Origin of the sequence: Halorubrum sp. SP9 (assembly GCF_005435015.1) — an archaeon.
Lineage (GTDB): Archaea > Halobacteriota > Halobacteria > Halobacteriales > Haloferacaceae > Halorubrum > Halorubrum sodomense.
The window spans coordinates 1-1114 of the sequence record NZ_SGXU01000100.1 but is presented as its reverse complement, the minus strand read 5'-3'; the positions used below and the strand labels follow the sequence as shown (position 1 = coordinate 1114).

At 45.0% G+C, this 1114-nt stretch carries 1 protein-coding gene; it reads left to right on the top strand.

Features of this window, described 5'->3' with window-relative positions:
• Window positions 1-12: 12 nt before the first annotated feature.
• Window positions 13-1114: P-loop NTPase fold protein (locus EXE45_RS16570; RefSeq protein ID WP_321167818.1), on the top strand; the 1102-nt coding region annotated here is incomplete at its 3' end.

The following is a 1114-nucleotide window of genomic DNA, read 5'->3' as shown; positions in this document are numbered from 1 at the left end:
TTTCTACTTCAACTGGAAGACGCTCTCAGAGATGAGGGCGATTTCACGGTCCAATTCAACCCGTGGCAACACGACAAAGAAGAGCAACTATGGGCGGTCTTTGCCATTCAATTCTTCGAACAACTAACTCACCAATTACCCATTATACAGCGCTGGAAGGGCCACATCAAGTTGTATCTCAGACGTACTGACTGGAACAGCAGTTGGATATCAATCGTCCAAAATGTCTTAGTCGGACTCTTTGCTCTCCTCATAACTATCGCTGTCCCGCTACTCTTTATTTCGTTTGGCTTAGAACTGTCCCGGTCATTGGGTTTCGTTCGGGATTCGGTCCTATCGAACGTATTAGATACGGTCGTGTACTCCGGGAGTCTTCTCCTGTTTTTAACGGGAATTGTCTCGATCTGGATTCGTATAAGGAACGAACTTCGCGCGGGAATCCGGAAAGGAATCTCACAGCACGTGGACTCGCCGGATTATTCAAACCGAATCCCGTTCATCGAGAGTTTTCATAGTGATTTTGAGAATATTGTTGATGTGTATACAGGAGATCAGCCTGTATTCGTATTTATTGACGATCTGGACCGCTGTGAGAACCAAAAGGCAGCGGAGCTAATGGAGGGAATAAATTCGCTCATCTCTGTCGAGACGTCGATATTTTTTATTATAGCCATGGACAGAAATAAAGTTGCGGCAAGCGTGGCTAAGAAGCATCAACATTCGACGAGGGATCAAAAAGGGGAGCCGGATAGCGTGGCGGGGCAGCAAAATCCCGATATCTCGTATGGGAATAATTACCTACAAAAATTCATAGAAATATCGTTCCAAGTTCCGAGCCCTTCGAAAGGCAATGTAGAAGACTTCGTTGAGTCTCTTGTCTACGCAGATCCTGATCGGTCTGAAACTGAGACTCAAGAGTGGCACAGAAACACGGAAACGCTTGGTAACTTTCGCGAGAAACTAACAGAGATGTCGACTCTCCTCTCTAAAAGACTAAATCACAATCCAAGATATATTAAAAAATTTGTAAATATGTATCGATTTCAAACTCTCCTCGCCAAGGAGCGTGGAATTATCGATCGAAACAGGGGGATTGGTATCGGGATCACTGTAG